Genomic DNA, 15,603 nt, shown 5'->3' on the forward strand with positions numbered 1-15,603 from the left:
ATTGTATAACCAAGTTATATAACTCGGTTATCCTGTCGGGGGAGCGCGGAGCCAACCGGCAGTCGGGTCTGCTAAGACTGTCGTATGACTGACACAGCTCCTGAGATCTCCCGCGGCGACGAGTACGTGGTGTTCTACACCGACGGTCCGTACGACGGTCGCTCCGATACCCGCATCAGCACCGACGGAACATGGGAGACCGAGATCACCGTGATCGCGGCCTTCGATGGCAAGGAGACCCAGCTCGAGTACATCTCTCCCGTCGCCAGGCGCGTCGGCGAGCAGGTGCAGGTCACCTACACGTGGGATAAGAAAGACAGCGACCCGATCGAGGCCGTCGAAGAACGCTACGACGCCTAGGAATCTCTCGACGCCCCGCGACGTTCAGGCAACGGTGAACCTTCTCTTTTTTTCGTCCAATTTCTGTGAGCCCTGCATGGTGACGCGGGGCGTGCTTCTCGAGGTCGCTGCGCTTGTTCCTGCGGCGAAGATCGCCGAGCTGGACGTCGTACGCGACGCGGCCGAGGCCGAGAAGGCGGGCATCCGTGTCACGCCGACTGTCGTCGTGCTGGCAGACGACGGCTCAGAGGTTTTCAGGGCAGAGGGTGTGCCGACCGTGAACCAGGTGCTGGTGGCGCTCGCGAAAGCCGTCTGACCCACGACGCTGTATCGTGGTGGACGATTCCCGCCCTCGTAGCTCAGGGGATAGAGCAGGAGCCTTCTAATCTCTTGGTCGCAGGTTCGAATCCTGCCGAGGGCACCACGTAGCGCGCACGCCACTAGGCGAACGGCGCTCGATGCTCGAACGCGATCGCGACAGCTTCCGCGCGGGAGCCGACGCCGAGTTTGCGGAACACCTTCGACACGTGGAACTTCACTGTGTTCTCGCTGATGCCCATGCTGGCGGCGATGGAGCGGTAGCGCTGTCCCGTCGCGAGATGCTCCAGAACCTCGAGTTCACGCGGCCGCAGATCCCATGACGGATTCTCCTCGGCCCTGACCGGAGGAGGGTCCAGGGGTAGCACCACCGACATCTCGGTGCCCCATCCGACGGTGGCATCGAGGCTCCATTCGCCGTTCAACGCGAGCACCCGCTGCGCCAGTGGCTGAAGTTGCGCGCTGTCGACGGAGAGCTCACCAGGGCCATCGTCCCGAACATCGATCAGGAGGTTTCGCCCGTCGCAGTCCCATTGCACCCGGACTTTGCCGATCGCCGGCTGGTCCACGAGCGCGAGAATCGCCCCGCGCACCACGGCCCTGGCGCCGTGGGCGACCTCGCTCGGCAGCGCTCGACCGTCGACGGGCGGCTCGATGAACTGCACGTCGATGTCGCGATACTTCACCAGCGGCCTCAGGTCATCCTGAAGTCGTTCGAAGGCCTGGCTCACCGGCTCTTCGTTGAACGTGCGCACCCGATCTGTGGACGTGCGAAGCTGCACCAGCGCTGAGGCGGCGAGCCGGGTCGCGGTCTGCCGTGCGGCACGGTCGTCGAGAGTGGTCGAACGCAGCACGGCGACAAGCGCGTCCAGCACGGCCGAGTGGTGGTCCGCCAGCTCTGTGATGGCTTCGGCCCGCACGCTCGATGCCACCCGTGCCTGCGTGAGGTAGTCGGGGGATGCCTCGCTGGCACGTTGCCGGATGCGCAGGGCGACGATCTGCCATAGCTGCATCACGAGCCGCTCAGACACGATCGGCCCAGGATCGAGTAACACCAATAACGCGCCGGATTCGGCGACAGCGGTGAACGCGCGTCGGGATGTTCCGCCGACCTGGATGAGCTGCACGCCTGTAGAGCCTGCGTCGAGGGTGGTTCTCACGGCGTCGAGTTCGGTGAACGTGAGCAGATCGCTGGCCGGCGTGACGCCGTGTTGCTTCGTGGGGTGTTCCACGTCGTCCTCGGCGAGGATCGCGAGCGTGGAGTGCGGGACGTACCTCGCGAGCAGTGCCGAAAGATGTGTGGCCACCTCCGGCAGGGGAGCGGCAAGAACATCGGTCAGACCCGCGAGCAGCATCCTTCAAGACTATGTCGGCCACCTCCATGCCCTACCCGTTGGGGTAGCAGCACCGTCCCGATTGGCGATGGTGTGGCGCGCATGCACCACGGAGTATGGAAAGAGGTGCTCGTCGGTTTGGCGCCAGCACCGCACACCGTTGTGGAAAGGGATGAACATGACATCTAACAGGGCAGTCGCATATAAGGGTCCGGGAGAGGTCGAGGTCATCGACATCGACTATCCGACCTTCGAGCTCAAGGATGGGCCCGGAGTCAACCCCGAGAATGTCGGGCGGAAGGTGCCACACGGTGCGATTCTGCGCACGGTGTCGACGAACATCTGCGGTTCCGACCAGCACATGGTTCGAGGCCGCACGACGGCCCCCGTCGACCTGGTGCTCGGTCACGAGATCACCGGCGAGGTCGTCGAGGTCGGTCCGGGCGTGGAGTTCATCAAGGTCGGCGACATCGTCTCCGTGCCCTTCAACATCTCGTGCGGACGCTGTCGCAATTGCAAGGAAGGCAAGACCGGGATCTGCCTCAACGTCAATCCCGACCGCCCCGGCAGCGCGTACGGATACGTCGACATGGGCGGCTGGGTCGGAGGGCAGGCCGAGTACGTGCTCGTTCCCTACGCCGACTGGAACCTGCTGAAATTCCCCGACCGTGACCAGGCGCTCGAGAAGATCATGGACCTGACCATGCTCTCCGACATCTTCCCCACCGGATTCCACGGTGCGGTGACCGCCGGTGTGACTGTCGGCTCCACCGTGTACATCGCCGGAGCTGGTCCCGTGGGGCTCGCCGCCGCCGCTGGCGCGCAGCTGCTGGGGGCCGCCGTGGTCATCGTCGGCGACCTCAACGAAGACAGGCTGGCACAGGCCCGCAGCTTCGGGTGTGAGACCGTCAATGTCGGTGAAGGAAATCTCGTCGACCAGCTCGAGCAGATTCTCGGAGTGCCCGAGGTCGACGCCGCTGTCGATGCCGTGGGGTTCGAGGCCCGCGGTCAGGGCGGCGGCGCCCACGCGAAGGAGGCGCCGGCCACGGTGCTGAATTCGTTGATGGATGCCACGGGAGCCGGCGGGGCGATCGGAATCCCCGGTCTCTACGTCACCGGCGACCCCGGGGCATCCGATGAGGCTTCCAAGGTCGGATCGCTGTCGCTGAGCTTCGGCACGGGCTGGGCGAAGTCGCTGTCATTCACCACAGGACAGTGCCCGGTGATGAAGTACAACCGCCAGCTGATGATGGCGATCCTTCATGACAAGGTACAGATCGCCAAGGCCGTCAACGCGAAGGCCATCTCCCTCGAGGATGCCCCGCGAGGCTACGCCGAATTCGATGCAGGGGCAGCGACGAAGTACGTGCTCAACCCGAACGGCTACCTCGACGCCTGATCCACGCACGCAAGACTATTGATAAGGAGAAGCAATGCCAGCATTGACACTTGCCACAGCCCGCACGGTCATCGCCGCGGCTGAGAAGAGCGCGGAACGGATCGGCCAGCCGATGAACATCGCCGTCGTGGATGCGGGAGGGCAGTTGATCGCCCACGTTCGGATGGACGGGGCGTGGATGGGCAGCGTCGACATCTCGATCAAAAAGGCATGGACGTCTCGAGCTTTCGACATCCAGACGAAGGATTTGGGCGAAAACTCCCAGCCAGGGCAGCAGTTCTACGGCATCGATGCCAGCAACGGCGGCAAGGTGATGATCTTCGCCGGCGGGATTCCGCTGTCGATCGATGGCGTCGTCGTCGGTGGACTCGGTGTCAGCGGCGGGTCTGGCGAGCAGGATCAGGCCGTCGCCGAAGCCGGAGTCGCCGCACTCTGACAGACAACACGAAGCGGCGCCCGCACTCGAGCCTTCAGGCTGGGCGTGGGCGCCGCTTCGTTGCGCGCGGTAGTCGCTACTTGCCTGCCGCCTGCGGCATCACTGTCGTGGCGGCGTTGGTCGAGTTCGACGATGAGTCAGTGGACGATAATGTCGAAGTCGGCTGCGATGCTGACCACTCGCGCTGCTTGGTGGCGAGCTGCTCGTCAGCCGTAGGCGTGGTCGGGGTCTCGTACTTCCAGGCTGCGAGGTCCTGGGCGAAAAGCTTCTTGGCCCGCGCCGGCTTCGACTGCCAGGTGAGGAGTCCATCCTGGAAATCGGCGAGATCCTGTTCAGCCTGGAAGCTGTAGTTCGTGGAGTTCTTCTTCATGGTGGCCAGCTGGTGCCCTGCCCAGTCGGCGGCCAGGGTCGCGCCGAGCACGGGAAGGAGCCGCACGCGCACCTCGGCCTCGCTCGACTGGTGCTCGACGTGGTCTTTCTCCGGCGCCGACAGGGTGCTCCATGTTGCAGCGCGACGCCCGGCGGCGATGAGGGTGGCGACCGCTGCAGCCTTATGCTCGCGGTCCTGCTGGGCGATGAGCCGTTTGATGGCGCCCCGGGCGATCAACCCTGCCACCACCCCACCTACGACGATCGCCACGAACGGGATGATCGCGCTCGTGATGACGGTCTGGCCGCCATCGGACTCGAACCAACGGACAATGTCATTCCACCACTGCTGCACCATGGAGGCACTGTAACCCCGCGTGCAACCCAGATCGCGGAGGCCTTGGGCGAGTCGCCCCAGCCGGTCAGAACCTGAAGCAGTCCATCGCGTCGTCGAACTCCCAGAACTCGCCGACGGGAAGGAACCTGCGCTGGCGCCGCAACAGCCGCTTCGCGAGGTAGCGGTATCCCGACACCGTCAGGCTGCGCTCGACATATCCGAGCACATCGCCATCGGCGCGGGTCACCCGCCACAGGTCGTCGTGAAGCGGAACGACGGCTATGCCGGCGCGAATTCCTGCAGGGTAGGTCTGGTGGGTTCCGGCAAAATCGAGCGTCGTCACGGTGTCTCCTCAGATGTAGTGGTTCGCTACATTCGAAGATACGTTCTACCGACGACATTCTCTACCGCGGGCTGGATCAGCGGCGCGTACCCGTGCCATCCACCGCGAACTCATCGATGGCGGTGATCTCGTCGTCGGTCAGGTTGTCGAAGTCCAGGGCAGCAAGATTGTTCTCGAGCTGGGCGACGCTGCTGGCCCCGATGAGCGCTGAGGTCACCTGCGGGATGCGCAGCACCCAGGACAATGCGAGTTGGGCGACACTCTGGCCCCGCGACTGGGCGATGGAGTTCAGCCCACGCACCCGACCCAGGTATTCCTCCGTGATGTTCGACGCACCGAGGAAGGGGCTGTTCGCCGCGCGGGAGTCGCTGGGGATTCCGTCGAGATAGCGATCAGTCAGCAGTCCCTGCGCAAGAGGGGAGAACACGATGCTGCCCATGCCGAGGTCGTCGAGAACGGGGAACAGCCCATCCTCGATGTGGCGGTCGAACATGTTGTACCTGGGCTGGTGGACGGTCAGCGGCACGTTATGCACGGCAAGGGCGGCCTGGGCCGCACGGGTCTGCTCCGGGCTGTAGTTGGAGATCCCGACATAGAGCGCTTTGCCCGAGTGCACGGCGCTGGCGAGGGCACCCATCGTCTCTTCGATGGGTGTCTCGGGGTCGGGGCGGTGGGAGTAGAAGATGTCGAAGTAGTCGAGCCCTGTGCGCTGCAGGCTCGCGTCGAGCGACGAGAGCAGGTATTTGCGCGAACCGAAATCCTGGTACGGACCTTCCCACATCGTGTAGCCGGCCTTGGAGGAGATGATGAGCTCGTCGCGGTACGGTGCGAGATCCTGAGCGAAGATCGTGCCGAAGTTGCTTTCGGCCGATCCGGGAGGAGGGCCGTAGTTGTTGGCGATGTCGATGTGAGTGACACCGAGGTCGAATGCCCGGTGGATGATCGCCCTCTGGGTGTCGAGCGGTCGGTCGTAGCCGAAGTTGTTCCAGATTCCGAGGGAGATCTTCGGGAGCTTGAGCCCGCTGCGACCCACCCTCACGTAGTCGATGGATTCGTAGCGGTCGTCTGCTGCAGAGTAAGGCATGTCTCCAGACTATGGCCGCGGCGGGCTGACATGTGGTGGGCAACCCTGAGAACATAAGCTCGAACCATGCACACCTTCGTTCTCGCTGGCGGCTGCTTCTGGTGCCTCGACGCCGTCTACCGCACTCTCATGGGTGTCCAGGATGTCGTGTCCGGTTACACCGGCGGCCACACGGTTCATCCCGACTACGAATCGGTGTGTTCGGGCACCACGGGTCATGCCGAGGCTGTAGCTGTGACCTTCGATCCGGCGGTGATACCGGATGACGTCATCCTCGACGTGTTCTTCAGCCTGCATGACCCGCGCCAGCTGAACCGGCAGGGGGCAGACGTCGGAACCCAGTATCGATCGGCCATGTTCTTTACGGATGACGCGCAGAAGTCGACCTTCGAGGCGGCCATCGAGCGGGCATCCGGTTACTGGGATGGCGGTCTGATGACGACCATGGAGCCGCTCGGTGACTGGTACCGGGCCGAGTCGTACCACCAGGACTTCTTCGCGAAGAATCCCGGCCAGGGCTACTGCATGGCCGTCGCGCTTCCCAAGGTCAATAAGATCCGGAAGTCGTTTGCGAGCTACGTTCTCGCCTCCTGACAGCGCGCCCCACACCGCGGTTCACCCTGTCATTCGCAATCGGTTCGGCGTAACGTCAACATCGAACGCGTGAAAGGGGCTCAATGATGAGTGACATGACGTTGACCGGGCAGACCTGGGTGGCTTTCGGACCGGCTGGAGCTGTGGGTTCAGTGCACAGGATCGCGGGCGGATACACCTTCAAGCTGCTGAATGACGATGATTTCAGGGCCGCATACCCGTCGCTCGACGTGGCCAAGAGCGCGCTCCATGCCGCACTTCTTCCCGGGGCAGAATGGCCGGAGTTCCGGGAGCACTAACCGGGGTCATCTCCTGCACAGCCATCGCGGAACTGAGTTGTTCCCGCGTGGGAACGGATTTCGTTCCGGGCTCTTCCGTCGGGCAACACTGGGGGCATCGAAGCCCGGGGCGGCTTCCCGGCACGAGTGTCGACCCCGGGCTCCGATCCCGGCACGGAACATCCTCCGTGCCGGGCCCCCTGCGTACGGAGCGAACATGACCGATAACATCACCATCACCGGCCTGGTGGCCACAGTTCCGCGAAACATCACGACGAACGAGGGACTCACGATCTCATCGTTCCGGCTGGCGTCCGCACAGCGACGATTCGACCGCACGGCCGAGCGATGGATCGATGTCGATACCAACTGGTACACGATCACTGCCTTCCGCCAGCTCGGCATGAATTGCGCAGGTTCGATCGACAAGGGTGACCGCGTGTTGGTCACAGGGCGCCTGCGAATCAGGGAATGGGACAACGGCGAACGCACCGGCACCACCATCGACATCGAAGCCGACGCGATCGGCCACGACCTCTCGTGGGGCACCTCGAAGTTCTCCCGCACCATCTCGACCTCCCGAGCGAGTGCGACGAACCCTGCTTCGACGGGGGACGGCGAAGCGCCGACGGAATCGTGGGCGAACGCAGCGGCGGTCGGCGACGAGGGAGGCGCCCCAGAGGATCTCGGTGTCACCGAACCGCTCGCCGATTCCCCCCTCACGGAGGCCGCCAGCGTGCCGTTCTGAGCGTGAGGCTCGGGCAACGGCCCTATACTCGCCCTGATCGGCTGATCGGCTGATCGGCACGTGTCGGCAGCCGTTCGGGTGAATCACATCGGTGGGGGATTTCGGGAATGGTGCTCACAAGACGGGTTGTGTCAGCAACCGTCGCCGGATGTGCTCTCGCGCTGGTACTCAGTTCCTGTGTGGGTACCACCGAGACCACGGTCAATGGCAACGCATCCACCAGCCGACCGACAGCATCGTCGGTCCCCGAAGATGCGCCGACGCCGACTCCTACGGCGCAACCGGTGTACATGGCCGGAGGAACTGCTGAGCAGAACAAACCCGTCTTCGATGCAACGAACCAGCAGTACTTCATCGATTCGGGAAACGTCATCCCCGAGGGCAGGGGAGTGGTCGACAACCTCGTCAGCGTGGGATTCGACAAGGCGTCGATGCAACTCACACCCGACCGCACCGCCATCGACCTGCCGGTGGATTCCCTGATTTTCTCCGTCCTGATGGGCGACCAGTGCCTGATCGGGCAGTTCAGCGCACTGGGATACAGCACGATCGTCGCGCCCAAGCTCACGACCGGGACCTGCCTGATCGGCGTCACCCGCACGATCGACTGGTAGCAGCCGGCACCACAGCGTTCCGTAGACTGGGGCCATGGCCGAATTCATTTATTCCATGGTGCGCGCCCGCAAGGCGGTCGGCGACAAGCTCATCCTCGACGACGTCACCATGTCGTTTCTTCCCGGTGCAAAGATCGGGGTGGTCGGCCCGAATGGAGCCGGTAAGTCGACGATCCTCAAGATCATGGCCGGGCTCGACACCCCCAGCAACGGAGAAGCCAGGCTGAGCCCCGGGTTCAGCGTAGGCATCCTGATGCAGGAGCCAGAACTAGACGAATCGAAGACCGTGCTCGAGAACGTCCAGGATGGTGTTCGGTCCATCAAAGACAAGGTCGACCGCCACTCGGCCATCGGGCTCGAGATGGCCGAACCCGATGCGGACTTCGATGCCCTCCTCGCCGAGATGGGCTCGCTCCAGGAAGAGATCGACGCAGCGGATGCCTGGGATCTCGACTCCCAGCTCGAACAGGCGATGGATGCACTGCGTACGCCTCCGGGAGACTCCAGGGTCGACAAGCTCTCCGGTGGCGAAAAGCGCCGCGTGGCGCTGACCAAACTGCTGCTGCAGAAGCCCGACCTGCTGCTGCTCGACGAGCCCACCAACCACCTCGACGCCGAGAGCGTGTTGTGGCTCGAGCAGCACCTCGCCCAGTATCACGGAGCGGTCCTTGCGGTCACTCACGACAGGTACTTCCTCGACCACGTCGCCGAGTGGATTGCCGAGGTCGACCGCGGTCACCTGTACCCGTACGAGGGCAACTACTCGACCTACCTCGAGAAAAAGGGCGCCAGGCTCGAAGTGCAGGGCAAGAAAGACGCCAAGCTCGCCAAGCGCCTGTCGTCAGAGCTGGAATGGGTCCGCAGCAATGCCAAGGGCCGCCAGGTCAAATCCAAGGCGCGACTCGCCCGCTACGAAGAGATGGCCAGTGAAGCGGAGAAGACCAGGAAGCTCGATTTCGAGGAGCTGGTGATTCCCGTCGGACCGCGACTCGGAGCCCAGGTCATCGACGCGAAGAAGCTCAAGAAGGGCTTTGGCGAGCGAGTGCTCATCGACAACCTCAGCTTCACCCTTCCCCGAAACGGAATCGTCGGCGTCATCGGCCCGAACGGCGTCGGCAAGACCACGATGTTCAAGACGATCACCGGGCTCGAGCCGCTCGACGGCGGAGACCTCAAGATCGGTGAGACAGTCGATATCTCCTACGTCGACCAGGATCGCGGCGGCATCGACCCGAACAAGACGCTGTGGGAGGTCGTCTCTGATGGCCAGGACTACATCCAGGTCGGTAAGACCGAGATCCCGTCACGAGGCTACGTCTCGCAGTTCGGCTTCAAGGGCCCTGACCAGCAAAAGAAGGCCGGTGTGCTCTCCGGTGGTGAGCGCAACCGCCTGAACCTGGCGCTCACGCTCAAGCAGGGTGGAAACCTCCTGCTGCTCGACGAGCCGACCAACGACCTGGACGTCGAGACCCTCGGTTCGCTGGAGAATGCACTGCTCGAGTTCCCCGGTTGTGCTGTGGTCATCACTCACGACCGGTGGTTCCTCGACCGGATCGCGACCCACATCCTCGCTTATGAGGGCACGGAAGAAGATCCGTCGAACTGGTACTGGTTCGAGGGCAACTTCGAGTCGTACGAAGAGAACAAGATCGAACGCCTCGGTCCGGACGCGGCGAAGCCGCATCGCAGCGCGTACCGCAAGCTCACCAGGGACTGATCATCGCCAGGGTCACCGTGCCGATCGCTCTGCGGTGGGGAGACATGGACGCGTACGGGCACGTCAACAACGTCGAGATCCTGCGCCTGATCGAGGAAGCGCGGGTGCGGGTCATCTGGAGAGCAGATGACCCGGCAGAGAACCTCCCGACGGCGGTGCTCCACCCCGGGGTGGGTGACGTGCTCACGGTCGTCGCGCGGCTGGAAACCGAGTATCTCGCGCAGGTGCCCTATTCGAGGGCTCCGGTCGAGGTCGAGGTCTGGTTTGGAGCCATCGGTGGCGCGAGTTTCGACATGTGCTACGAGGTGTACTCACCCGCAGGGGTGGAACCGCGAGTGCTGTTCGCGCGCTCGGTGGTGACCATGGTCACGGTGACGGCAGTGGATGGGCGACCCACCCGCTTGCCCGAATCCTGCCGCACCGCGTGGGCCGACTACACCGAGGGCCCCCTGATGTTCTCGAGGCGATCCCGCGCGTAGCGGCCACACGAGGCGGCGTGGACTGCTGTGCTTAGGCGGTCAGGCCGTCGACGTACTCCTGGTTGTCGGCAATCCACTTCTCCACGATGGGGTCGAAGTCGGTTCCCTCGTACTCGTTGTACATGACGTTCTCGAGCGAGTAGAGCAGTTCTGAACTCATCGTGAAGTCCGAGAACCAGGCAGCCACCTCGGGGCTGTCTTCCTCGAAGCCATCGCGCGCGAGCGTGTGCAGCGACTCTTTGTCACCCAGCGTTCCCTTGGGGTCTGCGAGGTCCTTGAGGGGGAACGCGTCGTAGGCCCAGTGCGGGCGCCACAGCGTTACAGCGATGTTCTCGCCGGCGGCCAGAGCAGCCTTGAGCTCGCCGAGCATCGCGGGAGTCGATGACGTCTGGAAATCGAAGGAGTCGAGTCCGTAGGTCGGGATCGTCTCGTCGCTGACGGCTTCGGTCAGTCCGGCGCCAGGCTCGATGCCGACGATGCGGTTGTCGAAGAGGTCACCCTCGGCGGCGAGTTCTTCCAGGGAGTCGATAGGAGCATCCTCGTTCACCGCGACGGTCAACACTGCCTCGTCGTTCCACGCCCCGAGGTCGCCGATCGTGTCGCCGTACTCGTCCATGAGGGACTTATGCGTGGTGGGAAGCCAGCCGTCGAGAGTCACGTCGTAGTCGCCAGTGCTGAGCGCCGAGAAGACGGGCAGGACGTCGGCGTACTCGAGCTCGACGTTGTAGCCCTTCTCCTCGAGAATCGTCTTCCAGAGGATAGACACGGCCTCACCTTCGGGCCAGCCGTTGAAGACGCCGATCGTGAGGTCTTTATCGTCCGCCCCACCGGCGGTATCGCTGGCCGGGGTGGCGCAGGCGGTGAGAGCGAGCAGAGCGGTTGCTCCGATGGCGGTTGCCATCCTGAGATTTTTCTTCATACGGGTGTCGTCCTGTTCTGCCCGCCATGCTGCGCGGGCGTCGTTGACTGGCGTTTCATGCAAAAAGAGCTGCATGTTTCACGGGTGCCGTTGGCACGCGAGAACTAGTGGCGCGCGGGGGTGGCCAGCGCTGCGGGCGCGGCTGTGGCCGCGGCATCCGGTGTCGATGTGGTGGTGTCGGTGCGGGATCGCAGCTTCGCCGAGTTCAGCAGGAAGCCGATGAAACCGGTCCCAGAGCCGAAGGATGCGGTGAGCCGATCGAGGAAAATGGCGAGCACGACGACCGAGAGCCCGGCTTCGAATCCGAGCGCGACATCACCGCGGCTGAGGCTGCGGATGACCGGCTGCCCGAGCCCGTTGGCGCCGACCATTGAGGCGATGACGACCATCGAGAGCGACAGCATGATGACCTGGTTGATGCCGGCCATGATCGAGGGCATCGCGAGGGGGAGCTGGATCTGGCGCAGGATGCGCATCGGTGAGGCACCGAACGCCTGGCCGGCTTCGACGATCTCGGAATCCACGCCGCGGATGCCGAGTTCGGTCAGCCGCACACCGGGAGCTACAGCGAAGACGACGGTCGCGACGATCCCGGGAACGTCCCCGATCCTGAACAGGATGAGCGCGGGAATCAGGTACACGAATGCCGGCATCGTCTGCAGGAAGTCGAGGATCGGTTTGAGGATGGTCGACACTGTGCGGTTGCGTGCCGCGAGAATGCCGAGCGGCACGCTGATGAGCACGGCGACGAGGGCGGCCACGAGCACGAGGGCGAGGGTGTCCATCGCGTTCTCCCACTGGTCGACGCCCAGGATGATCCCGAAGCCGACGACGGTTCCGACGGCGAAGATCCAGCCGCGTGCCGCGAAGGCGATGGCGGCGAAGATCAGGATCATGACCCAGAACGGCGGCGAGGTCAGGATGACGTTGACGCTGTCATGGGCGCCGCTGATAACGAACCTGATGGCGTCGAAGAACCACCCAAAGGTCTCGGTGATGTAGTCGATGCCGTCTTCGACCCACTGGCCGAGGGGGAGGCGGAAGAAGTCGCTCATCGGTTTCCTCCCGCTGTCGACATAGACTCATCGGCGATGCGCAGCGCGTCGGTGATCGCTGCGGGTTCGACGGTGGGTGGTGGATCGAGCACCGGCGTCTCCGCCGTGTCCGTACTGACGTTGCCGAGCGCGGCGAGCAGCGTGACCCGGGGGATCACGCCCACGAGGCGCTGCCGCTCATCCACGACGGCCAGAGGCAGTGTGCTCTCCACCGAGGGGAGGAACAGGTCGGAGAGGAACGTGGCGGAGTCGACCGCGGCGTAGTCATCGGTGATGATCGAGGCGAGGTCGGGGTTGCCGTTGCGCACGAGCTTCATGGCCTGGCCGTCACGGACGACGCCGAGGAGCTTGCGGTCACGCCCGAGCACGAAGGCGGCAGACGTCTGCAGGTCCCGCATCGTCTTGAGCGCGGCCCGAGGGCCGGCCGTCGAGTGCACGGTGGACCGCGCGGGCTCCATGACGCTCGCGGCGGTGAGCACGCGGGCGCGATCCACATCCTGCACGAACTGTTCGACGTAGTCGTTGGCAGGGTCGGTGAGGATCTCTTCGGGGGTGCCGACCTGAACTATGCGGCCGTCGCGCATCACCGCGATGCGGTCGCCGATGAACATGGCTTCATTGAGATCGTGGGTGATGAAGATGATGGTCTTGCCGAGATCATGCTGCAGTTCGAGCAGCTGCTGCTGCATTTCCCGACGGATGAGTGGGTCGAGGGCGCTGAACGCCTCGTCCATCAGGAGCACATCGGTGTCCGCCGTCAGGGCGCGGGCCAGGCCGACGCGCTGCTGCATCCCGCCGGAGAGCTCGGACGGCATTCGCTCTCCCCATCCGCTGAGGCCGACGAGCTCGATCGTGCGGTTCGCCCGCTCCAGTCGCTCCGCGCGGGGAACACCCTGCACCTCGAGGGCGTAAGCGGCGTTCTCGAGCACTGTGCGGTGGGGGAACAGCGCGAAATGCTGGAACACCATCGAGATGCTCGTGCGGCGCACGGCCCTGAGCTGCTTGGGGGAGACGCCCGTCGCGGCCTGTCCGTTCACGGTGACGGTACCTGCCGTGGAATCCAGCAGGCCGTTGAGCATGCGGATGAGAGTCGACTTGCCTGAGCCTGACAGGCCCATGACGACGAAGATCTCGCCCTTCTTGACGTCGAAGCTGGCGTCGATGACGGCAGCGGTGCCGAGGTCGGCGATCTCTGTTCGGGTGGAACCAGCGCGCAGCTTCTGCACGGCTTCCTGTGGGCGGCGGCCGAAGACCTTGTAGAGGTTCCTGGCGCTGACGGCGATGTTGTCGGTCACGTTCTCCTGGAAGCACGCGTAGAACGCTGCTTCTTCGGTTGACGGTCCGGGTCGAGCACGCAATGTCAGTGGCTGACTGCAGTGGCAGTCTTCGGCGGTGGAATACGTCACGGGACGATTCGGCGTGCATCGACCGTACGACACGGCGGTGATGGGCTACCGGGTCGCGGCCTGCTGGATGATTCAAGCCCGCGGCACATCGTGTGATCTGCCCTGCGTGGCTTCCTTAACGTTAGCTGGGATTGCGTGTCGCGGTAACCAAACGCCGTTATGAGGCCCCGCCGATCGAACGGATGGGCTCGCACATCGCCTCTGCTTCGCGGATCCCCGTCCGATTATCCGTTATTTATCCGTTACGGCCGGACGGGGCTTTTCGGCATCACGGCACCCGGACCATAATCTCCTGGGCGACGCTGGCGAGGAGCACGCCGGAGCGAGAATAGATGCGTCCCTGCGCCAGTCCGCGCCCTCCCACGGCGTTGGGGGACTCCTGGACGTAGAGATTCCATTCGTCCGCCCGACCGAATCGATGAAGCCACATCGCGTGATCGAGACTGGCGACTTTGAGGCCCGGTGTGACCCAGGGCAGGCCGTGTCGGCGGATGACGGATTCCTGGATCGTGAAGTCGCTCGCGAAAACCAGGGCAGCGCGATGGAGGTTCTCATCGTCGGGCATCGCCGACACGGTCTTGAGCCAGACCGCCTGGTGCGCCACATTTCGCCCCTCGACCGTGAGGTAGATCGGTGTGGGGACGTGACGGATGTCGAACGGTCGCTCGTACGCCCAGGCTTTCGCGATCGGATGATCGAAGCCTTTGAGCACCTCGGCGGCGGTCGGCAGTGACTCGGGGTCGGGAATGTCGTCGGGCATATCTACCTGGTGGTCGAGACCGGCATCCGGGTCCTGGAACGATGCGATCATCGACAGGATCGGCATGCCGTCCTGGTAGGCCTGGGTGCGCCTGGTGGAGAACGACCTGCCGTCGTGAATGCGATCGACGGAGAAGGTGATGGGCAGGTCGAGACTGCCGGGGCGCAGGAAGTATCCGTGCATCGAGTGAGCGGCGCGCTCCGCGGGCAGGGTGCGCTGTGCCGCTATGAGGGCCTGGGCAAGCACCTGTCCACCGAACACGCGCCCGTGGGGCTGCCACTGGCTGTGGCCGGTGAAGATGTCTTCACGTGTCCGTGCACCGGTGTCGGTCAAATCCAGTGCGGAGAGAAGTCCGGCCAGTGGGTCACTCATGCCCTGTAGTTTAGGAGACCTATGAGCAACGCTTTCACCCTCACCGACTCCCTTGCGCTGGGCGACCTGCATGTGTTTCTCGGTCGAGCCATGCGCGTCGACGACGGTTCCGTGCGCCTGATCGGCGGCTCAGGGGTGCTCGCCGTGTACGTGTCTGTGCTGCATCCTGCCGGACTTCTCGACGAGAGTCCGACTGTGCTCGGGCTTCGCACCTTCGCCATCGCCTCGGATGACACGTTCGACGCCGTTGTGCCCGTGCGCTCGCTGGTGATGCGCCTCGAGGGCAAGCTCGAGGCAGCCAACGCGAGCCCAGAGGACAGCGTCACGATCTCCCTCCCGATGCAGGTCAACACCGTGACCTGGGCGGCGATCTCACCTCCCCGCGGTGGGTGGATCACCCTCGAATCGACCGATAGCGCCCGGCTCGAGGCTGCGGCGCGCGCGGGCATCGACGAGATCGCCGAGGCGATCCCCACAGGCACCGGGGAGCAGATCGTGCAGCGCGTCCGCACCGAGGTGTGGGGTCGCTCGATCGACGAGCTGGATTTCGTGCCGGCAGGCGCTGCGTTCGCCGCATTCAGCCTGGGCTTCCTCGCCGGCGACGATCCGGTGTCGATCTACGAAACCGGTCCATGGACGAGATTGACCACTCGGGGTGGACACGTGCTTATCAAGCGCCGCGCCTGGAGTCTCACCCGCTGA

At 64.1% G+C, this 15,603-nt stretch carries 19 protein-coding genes and 1 tRNA gene; 12 read left to right on the top strand and 8 right to left on the bottom strand.

The genetic code is table 11. The annotated features are described in order from the left end of the window. Positions 1-84: 84 nt before the first annotated feature. The 3 genes from IWX81_RS00975 to IWX81_RS00985 all read left to right on the top strand — a co-directional run bounded on the left by IWX81_RS00975 (position 85) and on the right by IWX81_RS00985 (position 763). Positions 85-360 (top strand): oligoribonuclease, encoded by a 276-nt coding sequence (locus tag IWX81_RS00975; protein WP_199279421.1) that lies wholly within the window; start codon positions 85-87, stop codon positions 358-360. A 34-nt stretch (positions 361-394) separates the two neighbouring features. Further along, positions 395-655 (top strand): thioredoxin family protein, encoded by a 261-nt coding sequence (locus tag IWX81_RS00980; protein WP_334592544.1) that lies wholly within the window; start codon positions 395-397, stop codon positions 653-655. 32 nt (positions 656-687) lie between these two features. After that, positions 688-763 (top strand) — tRNA-Arg (locus IWX81_RS00985). A gap of 16 nt (positions 764-779) precedes the next feature. Here the strand turns inward: IWX81_RS00985 and IWX81_RS00990 are convergent. Then, positions 780-2,012 carry a helix-turn-helix transcriptional regulator gene (locus IWX81_RS00990; RefSeq protein ID WP_199279423.1) on the bottom strand — a complete coding sequence of 411 codons (1,233 nt, stop codon included), beginning with the start codon at positions 2,010-2,012 and terminating at the stop codon, positions 780-782. Positions 2,013-2,169: 157 nt separating this feature from the next. Between IWX81_RS00990 and fdhA the strand changes: the two genes are divergently transcribed. Together fdhA and IWX81_RS01000 are read left to right on the top strand one after the other, a co-directional pair. Next, the gene (gene fdhA, locus IWX81_RS00995) at positions 2,170-3,390 is read left to right on the top strand and encodes a formaldehyde dehydrogenase, glutathione-independent (RefSeq protein ID WP_199279424.1); all 1,221 of its coding nucleotides are present in this window, start codon (positions 2,170-2,172) and stop codon (positions 3,388-3,390) included. Positions 3,391-3,424: 34 nt separating this feature from the next. Then, positions 3,425-3,826, top strand: coding sequence for a GlcG/HbpS family heme-binding protein (locus IWX81_RS01000; RefSeq protein ID WP_199279425.1), 402 nt, complete (start codon positions 3,425-3,427; stop codon positions 3,824-3,826). A 76-nt stretch (positions 3,827-3,902) separates the two neighbouring features. On the opposite strand, the gene IWX81_RS01005 is transcribed toward IWX81_RS01000, so the two are convergent. The 3 genes from IWX81_RS01005 to IWX81_RS01015 all read right to left on the bottom strand — a co-directional run bounded on the left by IWX81_RS01005 (position 3,903) and on the right by IWX81_RS01015 (position 5,959). Next, positions 3,903-4,553 (bottom strand): hypothetical protein, encoded by a 651-nt coding sequence (locus tag IWX81_RS01005; RefSeq protein WP_199279426.1) that lies wholly within the window; start codon positions 4,551-4,553, stop codon positions 3,903-3,905. 64 nt (positions 4,554-4,617) lie between these two features. Next, positions 4,618-4,875: a hypothetical protein gene (locus IWX81_RS01010; RefSeq protein ID WP_199279427.1), complete on the bottom strand. Its 258-nt coding sequence runs from the start codon at positions 4,873-4,875 to the stop codon at positions 4,618-4,620. 76 nt (positions 4,876-4,951) lie between these two features. Continuing rightward, the gene (locus IWX81_RS01015; protein ID WP_199279428.1) at positions 4,952-5,959 is read right to left on the bottom strand and encodes an aldo/keto reductase; all 1,008 of its coding nucleotides are present in this window, start codon (positions 5,957-5,959) and stop codon (positions 4,952-4,954) included. 66 nt (positions 5,960-6,025) lie between these two features. Between IWX81_RS01015 and msrA the strand changes: the two genes are divergently transcribed. From msrA to IWX81_RS01045, 6 genes are all read left to right on the top strand, one after another. Continuing rightward, positions 6,026-6,553: a peptide-methionine (S)-S-oxide reductase MsrA gene (msrA, locus tag IWX81_RS01020; protein WP_199279429.1), complete on the top strand. Its 528-nt coding sequence runs from the start codon at positions 6,026-6,028 to the stop codon at positions 6,551-6,553. Positions 6,554-6,648: 95 nt separating this feature from the next. Beyond that, positions 6,649-6,852, top strand: a complete 204-nt coding sequence (locus IWX81_RS01025) for a methyltransferase (RefSeq protein ID WP_334592549.1) — start codon at positions 6,649-6,651, stop codon at positions 6,850-6,852. Between the two features lie 196 nt (positions 6,853-7,048). Then, positions 7,049-7,579: a single-stranded DNA-binding protein gene (locus IWX81_RS01030; RefSeq protein ID WP_199279431.1), complete on the top strand. Its 531-nt coding sequence runs from the start codon at positions 7,049-7,051 to the stop codon at positions 7,577-7,579. A gap of 128 nt (positions 7,580-7,707) precedes the next feature. Continuing rightward, positions 7,708-8,193, top strand: a complete 486-nt coding sequence (locus IWX81_RS01035; protein WP_334592550.1) for a DUF6993 domain-containing protein — start codon at positions 7,708-7,710, stop codon at positions 8,191-8,193. 34 nt (positions 8,194-8,227) lie between these two features. Next, positions 8,228-9,910, top strand: a complete 1,683-nt coding sequence (ettA, locus tag IWX81_RS01040) for an energy-dependent translational throttle protein EttA (RefSeq protein ID WP_199279433.1) — start codon at positions 8,228-8,230, stop codon at positions 9,908-9,910. A gap of 17 nt (positions 9,911-9,927) precedes the next feature. Continuing rightward, entirely contained in the window at positions 9,928-10,389 is a 462-nt protein-coding gene (locus IWX81_RS01045) for an acyl-CoA thioesterase (RefSeq protein ID WP_334592551.1), read from the top strand. 31 nt (positions 10,390-10,420) lie between these two features. On the opposite strand, the gene IWX81_RS01050 is transcribed toward IWX81_RS01045, so the two are convergent. The 4 genes from IWX81_RS01050 to IWX81_RS01065 form a co-directional block, all read right to left on the bottom strand. Next, positions 10,421-11,308: a glycine betaine ABC transporter substrate-binding protein gene (locus IWX81_RS01050; RefSeq protein ID WP_199280371.1), complete on the bottom strand. Its 888-nt coding sequence runs from the start codon at positions 11,306-11,308 to the stop codon at positions 10,421-10,423. 104 nt (positions 11,309-11,412) lie between these two features. Further along, positions 11,413-12,363, bottom strand: a complete 951-nt coding sequence (locus IWX81_RS01055) for an ABC transporter permease (RefSeq protein WP_199279434.1) — start codon at positions 12,361-12,363, stop codon at positions 11,413-11,415. After that, positions 12,360-13,658: a quaternary amine ABC transporter ATP-binding protein gene (locus IWX81_RS01060; protein ID WP_199280372.1), complete on the bottom strand. Its 1,299-nt coding sequence runs from the start codon at positions 13,656-13,658 to the stop codon at positions 12,360-12,362. Before IWX81_RS01060 ends, IWX81_RS01055 begins: the two co-directional genes overlap by 4 nt. Positions 13,659-14,037: 379 nt before the next feature. Continuing rightward, on the bottom strand, positions 14,038-14,901 hold the full coding sequence (locus IWX81_RS01065; RefSeq protein WP_199279435.1) for an acyl-CoA thioesterase: 864 nt from the start codon (positions 14,899-14,901) through the stop codon (positions 14,038-14,040). Between the two features lie 21 nt (positions 14,902-14,922). Between IWX81_RS01065 and IWX81_RS01070 the strand changes: the two genes are divergently transcribed. Further along, complete coding sequence (locus IWX81_RS01070) at positions 14,923-15,603, top strand: hypothetical protein (protein ID WP_199279436.1); 681 nt, start codon at positions 14,923-14,925, stop codon at positions 15,601-15,603.

The sequence above is a fragment of the Salinibacterium sp. CAN_S4 genome (assembly GCF_015752305.1).
In the GTDB taxonomy this organism is placed as follows: Bacteria; Actinomycetota; Actinomycetes; order Actinomycetales; family Microbacteriaceae; genus Rhodoglobus.

What these genes read in the sequence shown, in the direction of transcription:
- IWX81_RS01000 (WP_199279425.1), top strand. Translation starts at nt 3,425, where the DNA reads ATGCCAGCATTGACACTTGCCACAGCCCGCACGGTCATCGCCGCGGCT.
- IWX81_RS01070 (WP_199279436.1), top strand. Translation starts at nt 14,923, where the DNA reads ATGAGCAACGCTTTCACCCTCACCGACTCCCTTGCGCTGGGCGACCTG.
- IWX81_RS01055 (WP_199279434.1), bottom strand. Translation starts at nt 12,363, where the DNA reads ATGAGCGACTTCTTCCGCCTCCCCCTCGGCCAGTGGGTCGAAGACGGC.
- IWX81_RS00990 (WP_199279423.1), bottom strand. Translation starts at nt 2,012, where the DNA reads ATGCTGCTCGCGGGTCTGACCGATGTTCTTGCCGCTCCCCTGCCGGAG.
- IWX81_RS01065 (WP_199279435.1), bottom strand. Translation starts at nt 14,901, where the DNA reads ATGAGTGACCCACTGGCCGGACTTCTCTCCGCACTGGATTTGACCGAC.
- IWX81_RS01015 (WP_199279428.1), bottom strand. Translation starts at nt 5,959, where the DNA reads ATGCCTTACTCTGCAGCAGACGACCGCTACGAATCCATCGACTACGTG.
- IWX81_RS01030 (WP_199279431.1), top strand. Translation starts at nt 7,049, where the DNA reads ATGACCGATAACATCACCATCACCGGCCTGGTGGCCACAGTTCCGCGA.
- fdhA (WP_199279424.1), top strand. Translation starts at nt 2,170, where the DNA reads ATGACATCTAACAGGGCAGTCGCATATAAGGGTCCGGGAGAGGTCGAG.
- IWX81_RS01025 (WP_334592549.1), top strand. Translation starts at nt 6,649, where the DNA reads ATGACGTTGACCGGGCAGACCTGGGTGGCTTTCGGACCGGCTGGAGCT.
- msrA (WP_199279429.1), top strand. Translation starts at nt 6,026, where the DNA reads ATGCACACCTTCGTTCTCGCTGGCGGCTGCTTCTGGTGCCTCGACGCC.
- IWX81_RS01005 (WP_199279426.1), bottom strand. Translation starts at nt 4,553, where the DNA reads ATGGTGCAGCAGTGGTGGAATGACATTGTCCGTTGGTTCGAGTCCGAT.
- IWX81_RS00975 (WP_199279421.1), top strand. Translation starts at nt 85, where the DNA reads ATGACTGACACAGCTCCTGAGATCTCCCGCGGCGACGAGTACGTGGTG.
- ettA (WP_199279433.1), top strand. Translation starts at nt 8,228, where the DNA reads ATGGCCGAATTCATTTATTCCATGGTGCGCGCCCGCAAGGCGGTCGGC.
- IWX81_RS01050 (WP_199280371.1), bottom strand. Translation starts at nt 11,308, where the DNA reads ATGAAGAAAAATCTCAGGATGGCAACCGCCATCGGAGCAACCGCTCTG.